This window comes from Streptomyces sp. NPDC001393, assembly GCF_053597455.1.
This window is the reverse complement of sequence record NZ_JBSFIH010000065.1, coordinates 37,526-44,365: the sequence shown is the minus strand read 5'-3', so window position 1 is coordinate 44,365 and position 6,840 is coordinate 37,526. Positions and strand designations below refer to the sequence as shown.

Annotated in this window: 8 protein-coding genes and 1 rRNA gene; all 9 read left to right on the top strand. The window is 69.2% G+C overall.

Annotation, left to right across the window (positions count from 1 at the left end):
• Nucleotides 1–92: ribosomal RNA gene (rrf, locus tag ACWC2T_RS39885) — 5S ribosomal RNA — on the top strand; the annotation flags it as partial.
• A gap of 59 nt (nt 93–151) precedes the next feature.
• Nucleotides 152–796 carry an HAD family hydrolase gene (locus ACWC2T_RS39880; protein WP_450675226.1) on the top strand — a complete coding sequence of 215 codons (645 nt, stop codon included), beginning with the start codon at nt 152–154 and terminating at the stop codon, nt 794–796.
• Between the two features lie 93 nt (nt 797–889).
• A complete protein-coding gene (locus tag ACWC2T_RS39875; RefSeq protein WP_450675225.1) occupies nt 890–1,588 on the top strand; it encodes a VC0807 family protein in 699 nt (232 codons plus the stop codon).
• Nucleotides 1,589–1,670: 82 nt separating this feature from the next.
• Complete coding sequence (locus ACWC2T_RS39870) at nt 1,671–2,882, top strand: MFS transporter (protein ID WP_450675224.1); 1,212 nt, start codon at nt 1,671–1,673, stop codon at nt 2,880–2,882.
• Complete coding sequence (locus ACWC2T_RS39865; RefSeq protein ID WP_450675223.1) at nt 2,833–4,005, top strand: acetoin utilization protein AcuC; 1,173 nt, start codon at nt 2,833–2,835, stop codon at nt 4,003–4,005. The genes ACWC2T_RS39870 and ACWC2T_RS39865 overlap by 50 nt, the downstream gene beginning before the upstream one ends.
• A gap of 128 nt (nt 4,006–4,133) precedes the next feature.
• The gene (locus tag ACWC2T_RS39860) at nt 4,134–4,949 is read left to right on the top strand and encodes a phosphatase (protein ID WP_450675222.1); all 816 of its coding nucleotides are present in this window, start codon (nt 4,134–4,136) and stop codon (nt 4,947–4,949) included.
• 129 nt (nt 4,950–5,078) lie between these two features.
• Nucleotides 5,079–5,291: a helix-turn-helix domain-containing protein gene (locus tag ACWC2T_RS39855; RefSeq protein ID WP_159045602.1), complete on the top strand. Its 213-nt coding sequence runs from the start codon at nt 5,079–5,081 to the stop codon at nt 5,289–5,291.
• 147 nt (nt 5,292–5,438) lie between these two features.
• Nucleotides 5,439–5,537 (top strand): 30S ribosomal protein bS22, encoded by a 99-nt coding sequence (locus ACWC2T_RS39850; RefSeq protein WP_003948845.1) that lies wholly within the window; start codon nt 5,439–5,441, stop codon nt 5,535–5,537.
• Nucleotides 5,538–5,766: 229 nt separating this feature from the next.
• Entirely contained in the window at nt 5,767–6,837 is a 1,071-nt protein-coding gene (locus ACWC2T_RS39845; protein ID WP_450675221.1) for an NAD-dependent epimerase/dehydratase family protein, read from the top strand.
• The last annotated feature ends 3 nt before the right edge of the window (nt 6,838–6,840 follow it).

Sequence of the window (6,840 nt, the reverse complement as noted above, 5' to 3'; positions counted from 1 at the left end):
CGCCCGGTTACATTCCGAACCCGGAAGCTAAGCCTCACAGCGCCGATGGTACTGCAGGGGGGACCCTGTGGGAGAGTAGGACGCCGCCGAACAATTCTTGGGAAAGGCCCACGCCGACTGGCGTGGGCCTTTCTGCGTTTAAGGTTGCTCCATGCGCTATGACCTTGTCATCTTCGACAACGACGGAGTGCTCGTCGACAGCGAGCCCATCTCCAATCGGCATCTGGCCGCCTATCTGACCGAGTTGGGGCACCCGACCTCGTACGAGGACTCCATACGGGACTACATGGGCTCGGCGATGCACCGGATCCATGAGCTCGTGCTGGAGCGGACCGGGCAGCGGTTGCCGGACGACTTCGACGACGTCTTCCACGCGCGCGTGTTCGCCGCGTTCGAGCGCGAGTTGCAGCCCGTGGCCGGTGTGGCCGGGGTACTGGAGAAGCTGGCCGCGGACGGGGTGCCGTACTGCGTGGCCTCCTCGGGGAGTCATGCGCGCATCCGGGTCGGGCACCGTACGACCGGACTCGACCGGTGGTTCGCGGAGGACCGCATCTTCAGCTCCGAGGACGTGGGGCGCGGCAAGCCGGCGCCCGATCTCTTCCTGTACGCCGCGGAGCGGATGGGGGTGGCGCCGCAGCGGTGTCTGGTCGTGGAGGACTCTCCGCTGGGCGTGCAGGCGGCCGTGGCGGCCGGGATGACCGTCTACGGGTTCACCGCGATGACTCCGGCGGCCAAGCTGGCGGCCGCCGACCAACTCTTCTCCACCATGGGCGAGTTGGCCGATCTGCTGGTTTGACGGAAGCCATCGGCCGGTGCCTGACAATTGTCATGCGGACGTCCGGACGATCGTTTCTACTGGCGGACCCTGTCCGGCGGCGAAGCTGAGGGCATGACGAAGAACACGGGGAACACGGGGATCGACAACTTCCGGCCGCTGCTGCTGGATGTGGCGTTGCCGCTCGGCTCGTACTACCTCTTCAAGGACGCCTTCGGGATGAGCACCTTCGCCGCTCTCGCCTGGAGCAGCGTGGTGCCGGCGGTGCGGACCGTGTGGGGACTGGTCAAGGAGCGGGCGGCCAATGGGCTCGCGCTGCTCATCCTGGTCGTGAACGTCATGGGCCTGGTACTCAGCTTCGTCTCCGGCGACCCGCGGTTGATGCTCGCCAAGGACAGTGCGATCAGCAGCACGGTCGGCATCGGGATCCTGGTCTCCGTCTGGTTCGGGAAGCCGATGATGACCGCCGGTATGAAGCCCTTCCTGGTCAAGGGCGACACGGCGAAGGAAGCGGCCTGGCAGCGGCTGGTCTCCGGGGCCTCGGCCCGGTCGGTGGACTTCCGGCGCAAGGAGAAGGCGTTCTCTGCCGTCTGGGGTCTGACGCTGCTCAGCGAGTGCATCGCGCGGGTCGTGGGTGCGTACACCATTCCCGTGGACACGATGGTGTGGCTCGGCACCGTCTTCCTGATCGTCGCCATGGCGATCGCGTTCATCGTCAGTGGTGGGCTGGCCGTCGCGCCGATGGAGAAGATGCTCGCCACCGAGGTGGAGGCCGGCCGGGCCGACCGGCCGGAGGTCGCCGTCGCCGCCTGAGCAGGCCGAGAGGTAAAGCTGAGGGAAATTCATCTTTGGCTGGATCTACCCACAGGTAGCCCGGGGCCCTACGCTCGCCGCCATGACTGATGTGCTGCGGCGCGGTAGGGCCTCGCTGGCGTTCAGCTTCTTCGCCCAGGGCGCCACCTTCGCCCTCCTGGTGACGCGGATCCCGGCCATCCAGGACCGGTACGGCGTCTCCGACGCGCTGCTGCCGGTCTTCCTGGCCGCCGTGCCGATCCTGGCCGGCGTCGGCAGTGTGACCACCGAGCAGCTGGTGAAGCGCATACGGCCGAGCCGGTTGCTGCGCTGGTCCCAGCCGGTCGTCCTGCTCGCGCTGCTCGGCGCCGGGGCGGGCGGGCAGCTCGCGGAGCTGGCGGCGGCGCTGGCCGCGTTCGGGCTGGCCGTGGGCGCGCTGGACGCCTCCATGAACATGCTCGGGGTCAGCCTGCAGCGGTCGTACGGGCGCAGCATCATGCTCAGCTTCCATGCCGCGTACAGCCTGGGCGGGATCCTGGGTGCCTCACTGGCCTGGGTCGGGGCGCACTGGCATCTCGCACTGTGGGTGTCGTACCTGCCGGTGGTGGCGGTGCTGCTGCCGGCCACCCTGGTGGGGAGCCGGTGGTACGTCGACGGGGATCCGGCGCCGCTGGAGGAGCAGGGCACCCAGGGTGGGGGCGTCGTCTTCAAGCTGCTGTTGCCGCTGTGTCTGGTGATGACCTTCGCCTACATCGGGGACTCGACCGTCTCCAACTGGAGCGCGAAGTATCTGAAGGACGTGCTGGGCAGCTCGGAGCAGCTGGCGACGGTGCCGTACAACGTGTACATGGTGACGACGCTGCTGGGGCGGGCCATCGGGGACTTCGGGGTGCGGCGGTTCGGGGCGGCGGCGGTCGTACGGCTGGGGACGCTGGTGGCGGCCGGCGGGTTCGCGGTGGTGGCCTCGGCGCCCGGGGCGTGGGTCGGGATGCTCGGGTTCACGCTGCTGGGTCTGGGGTTGTGTGTGCTGGTGCCGCAGACGTTCGCGGCGGCGGGGCGGCTGTTCCCCGGATCTTCGGATGCGGCGATCGCGCGGCTGAACATTTTCAATTACGTGGGTTTTCTGGTCGGTTCGCCGTTGGTGGGGGCGCTCGGCGATGCGTGGAGCTACCGGGGCGCCATGCTCGTGCCGATGGTGTTGGTGCTGGTGACGTTGGTGTACGCCAGGTCGTTCGCCGCTCAACCGGACCGATACGGTGGCGGGCATGAGCGGCCGCGCACAGCTGATGTGGGACGAGGCAGTAACGGGCTATGACTTCGGCCCGGACCATCCGATGGATCCGGTCCGGCTGGCACTGACCCGGAAGCTGGTGGGTGCCTTCGGGCTCGACCGGGAGATGGAGGTCGTCGCGGCCAAGCCGGCCGGGGAGTCGACGCTGCGGCTGGTCCATCGTGAGGACTACATCGACGCCGTGAAGGCCGCGTCGGCGGATCCGGGGGCGGCCAACGTGTCGTACGGGCTCGGGACCCTCGACGACCCGGCGTTCGCGGGGATGCACGAGGTGTCCGCGCTGATCGCCGGGCAGTCGGTGGGGGCGGCGGAGGCGGTGTGGCGCGGGGACGCCGATCACGCCGTGAACTTCGCGGGCGGGCTGCATCACGCGATGCCCGGGGGTGCGTCGGGGTTCTGCGTGTACAACGACGCCTCGCTGGCGATCGCCCGGCTGCTGGAGCTGGGGGCCGAGCGGGTCGCGTACGTGGATGTCGACGTGCATCACGGGGACGGGGTGCAGGCGGCGTTCTGGGAGGATCCGCGGGTTCTGACGATCTCGCTGCACGAGCACCCGCGCACGTTGTTCCCGCAGACCGGGTGGCCGGAGGAGACCGGGGCGGACTCCGCGGAGGGTTCGGCCGTGAACGTGGCGCTGCCGGCGGGGACGGGGGACGCGGGGTGGGTGCGGGCGTTCCACGCGGTGGTGCCGGAGCTGCTGGCGGAGTTCCGGCCGCAGGTGCTGGTGACGCAGCACGGGGCGGACACGCACTTCGAGGACCCGCTCGCGCATCTGGCCGTCTCCCTGGACGCGCAGCGGGCTGTGCAGGTGGCGTGTCATGAGCTGGCGCACGAGTACGCCGGGGGGAAGTGGGTCGCGCTGGGGGGCGGGGGGTACGCGGTGGTGGACGTCGTGCCGCGGTCGTGGACGCATCTGGTGGGGATCGCGGCGGGCAGGCCGATCGCTCCGGAGGCGGTGATTCCGGAGGGGTGGCGGCAGGAGGCGTTCGCGCGGACCCGGCAGTTGGCGCCGCAGCGGATGACGGATGGGCGGTGGCCGGTGAGTTGGGCGTCGTGGGAGTCGGGTTACGACCCCGCGGATCGCCTGGATCAGGCGGTACGGGCCACTCGTCGGGCGGTGTTTCCACTGCGGGGGCTTCTTCCCTGAACCGAACAGGGGGCTCCGCCCCCTGGACCCCCGTCCTCTCGAGGTTGCGTGGTGGGTGTTTACGCCAACCGTGGGCATTTCACCGGATTTCCTCCCGTGCCCGTTCCCGGTACGTCACCATCGCACCCATGGCGACCGGCGGAGCTCTGCGTGCGCATCTGGTGGCTGTTCGGCTTGCCGGGGTGGTGGGGACCTCTCGGGAGGACAGTCTGCGCAGTTATCGGCTGTTCGCGGCCCGGGATCCTCGGGTGCTGATCGGGATTGATCCCGAAGGGGACTGGGGACAGCCGGAGTTGCTGGAGCTGATGGCGGAGAAGTGCGGGGTGTCGGGCGATCCTCGGCACACTTCGGGACCGGATGTGATCGATCCGGAGCTGACGCTGGCCGGGTTGGACGCCTTTGCGGGCCGGATCCGGGAGGTGGCCAGGCGCGGCGCGCCCGTGCTGTTCGGCACCGGGCACCCGCAGCGGCTGCTCGGGTTCTACGCCGGCTTGGCGGACGCCCTCTCGGCGGCGGGGTGTGACGTGCTCACCCCCGCGCAGGGTCGCTGTGTCGACATATTGACCCGGTTCGGTCTACGTACGTGTGCACTGGACTACGCACGAGGAGTCGGGTTGGTGCGGGAAACCGACGATGGGCGCCCCGGTTGTGAGCCCGGCGTGCACAGTCATTCGCCGCTGCCGGTTCGGGTCGTGCTGGAGGCCGCGGCGGAGGGCGGCGGGCCGCTGCCCGAGTTGGTCGTGGGGGACCACGGCTGGGTCTGCGGCGCTGGTCAGCTGGGGTTCGAGGCCATCGGCCTTGCCGACACCGACGATCCGGCGCTGTTCGTGGGGGAGGCGGAGGGGCGCGTGTCCGTCGTCGTTCCGGTTGATGACGGCGTGCGGTCTGAGTACTACCGGCCACTCACCCGCTACGTACTCAAACGAGCGTGTCTGTCACAGTAGGCCTGCGATGGGTGCACCTCTTCCCCACTTGCATCACCCGCCCCTACATTGGGGAGTGAGCACGCAACGACGAAGAGTCACCGGAAGGGGAAGCCGGTGGCCGTCGAGTGCGGAAGGTTCAGGTGTGTCATGGCTGCAGCTGACGAGAGGCCTCTGAACGAGGTCGTGTTCCTTACCGTGGCGGAGGTCGCCTCGGTGATGCGAGTGTCGAAGATGACCGTGTACCGCCTGGTGCACAGCGGTCATCTGCCAGCGATCCGGGTCGGGCGGTCGTTCCGTGTCCCGGAGCAAGCGGTACACGAGTACCTCCGTGACAGCTATGTGGGGGTGGAGACGGCCTGACGGCGACCCGAGGGTGACCTGGGGGTGACCCCGGGTACCCCCCTCGATTACGACCTTGGCGCTCGGTTGGGTAGGCTAGCCCCTCGTAGGTCGTGTGGGCCCATGGCGCCCAAACAACCGAGTGATGAGAAGTGAGCGAGGGTAGTCGTGGGCTCTGTTATCAAGAAGCGGCGCAAGCGGATGGCCAAGAAGAAGCACCGCAAGCTGCTCAAGCGCACGCGCGTTCAGCGTCGCAACAAGAAGTAGGCGACGCGCGAGAGCGTGTCAGCGTGGTCCGTGGCCTCCCATCAGCATTGGTGGGGGGCCACAGGCATATGTGGGGTACCCAGGCATGTGGGGAACCCAGGCACGCCCGGGGAACCCGGAAGTTCCGATGAGTGAATTTCCGTCACCTCATGCATCGGGCGGTCATCACAGTGCAACATCGACCCGCTAGGTTGGCCGTACGCATCACGTACGAGGGAAGGCGCTGATCTTGGGGAAGGTCGTGCTCGTCACCGGAGTGGCCCGGCAACTGGGCGGCCGGTTCGTACGGCGGATCCAGCGGGATCCGGAGGTCGACCGGGTGATCGCCGTGGACGCGGTGCCGCCGGCGCACCATCTCGGCGGGGCGGACTTCATCCAGGCCGACATCCGGCACCCGACCATCGCGCGGGTGCTGGCGGAGACGGGCGCCGACACGGTCGTCCACATGGATGTGACCGGCACGGCGCTGGGCAGCGGCAACCGGGCCACGGTCAAGGAGACCAACGTCATCGGCACCATGCAGCTGCTCGGCGCCTGCCAGAAGTCGCCGACCGTGAAGCGGCTGGTGGTGAAGTCCAGTACCAACGTGTACGGGTCCGCGCCGCGGGATCCGGCCGTGTTCACCGAGACGACCCCGCCCAAGTCGCTGCCGAGCGGCGGGTTCGCCAAGGACACCGTCGAGGTCGAGGGGTATGTGCGCGGGTTCGCCCGGCGGCGGCCGGACGTCGCCGTGTGCGTGCTGCGGTTCGCCAACATCCTCGGGCCGACCGCCGAGACCCCGCTCGCCTCCTACTTCGCGCTGCCCGTCCTGCCGACCGTGTTCGGCTACGACCCGCGGCTGCAGTTCGTGCACGAGGACGACGTCGTCGAGGTGCTCAGGATCGCCTCGCACGAGCCGCGCCGGGGCACCCTCAACAGCGGGACCTTCAATATCGCGGGCGACGGCGTGCTGCTGCTCTCGCAGTGCTCCCGGCGGCTCGGGCGGCCGACCGTGCCGCTGCTGCTGCCGGCGGTCACCTGGGCGGGTTCGCTGGTGCGTACGCTCGGTATGACGGACTTCTCGCCGGAGCAGATCCGGCTGCTCACCCACGGGCGGGTGGTCGACACGGACCAGATGCGCGAGACGCTGGGCTTCACGCCCAGGTACACGACGGCGGAGACGTTCGCGGACTTCGCGCGCGGCCAGGGCCCCGGCCTGGTGCCGCCGGAGGCTCTTGCGGGGGCCGTCGACCGGATCGCCGCGCTGGCCGTCAGGGGCGGCGGCCGGCCTACGACGCACAGCGCCGACAGCGCCAACTGAGGA

Excerpts from the sequence above, each read along its gene's own strand:
- ACWC2T_RS39865 (WP_450675223.1), top strand. The coding sequence starts at position 2,833 with ATGAGCGGCCGCGCACAGCTGATGTGGGACGAGGCAGTAACGGGCTAT.
- ACWC2T_RS39875 (WP_450675225.1), top strand. The coding sequence starts at position 890 with ATGACGAAGAACACGGGGAACACGGGGATCGACAACTTCCGGCCGCTG.
- ACWC2T_RS39855 (WP_159045602.1), top strand. The coding sequence starts at position 5,079 with ATGGCTGCAGCTGACGAGAGGCCTCTGAACGAGGTCGTGTTCCTTACC.
- ACWC2T_RS39870 (WP_450675224.1), top strand. The coding sequence starts at position 1,671 with ATGACTGATGTGCTGCGGCGCGGTAGGGCCTCGCTGGCGTTCAGCTTC.
- ACWC2T_RS39880 (WP_450675226.1), top strand. The coding sequence starts at position 152 with ATGCGCTATGACCTTGTCATCTTCGACAACGACGGAGTGCTCGTCGAC.
- ACWC2T_RS39860 (WP_450675222.1), top strand. The coding sequence starts at position 4,134 with ATGGCGACCGGCGGAGCTCTGCGTGCGCATCTGGTGGCTGTTCGGCTT.